The organism is Paraburkholderia sp. SIMBA_054 (assembly GCF_046534875.1).
Taxonomy (GTDB): Bacteria; Pseudomonadota; Gammaproteobacteria; order Burkholderiales; family Burkholderiaceae; genus Paraburkholderia; species Paraburkholderia hospita.
Window position 1 is genome coordinate 1 of sequence record NZ_JAWRXV010000694.1, and the last position, 275, is coordinate 275.

General features: G+C 64.7%; 1 pseudogene. It reads left to right on the top strand.

Annotated elements, in window-relative coordinates:
• Window positions 1–275 (top strand): annotated as a pseudogene (locus SB822_RS56880) (CbbBc protein); the annotation flags it as partial.

Sequence of the window (275 nt, forward strand, 5' to 3'; positions counted from 1 at the left end):
GTCGCGTTCATCGCTGAACATACGGTCGGCTTCGAGGCCTTCGCCGAAGATCTGCGCGCGGAAAGCTGGGAGACCATCGTCGCCGAAGCAGGCGTGCCGTTCGAGGACGTGCTGAAGCTCGCCGACATCTACGTGAAGGGCCGCGCGGTAATCTCGACATGGGGCATGGGCCTCACGCAGCACAAGAATTCGGTGCCGACGGTACAGCTGCTGTCGAACCTGATGATGATGCGCGGCAATATCGGCCGGCGCGGCGCGGGCCTGTGCCCGGTGCG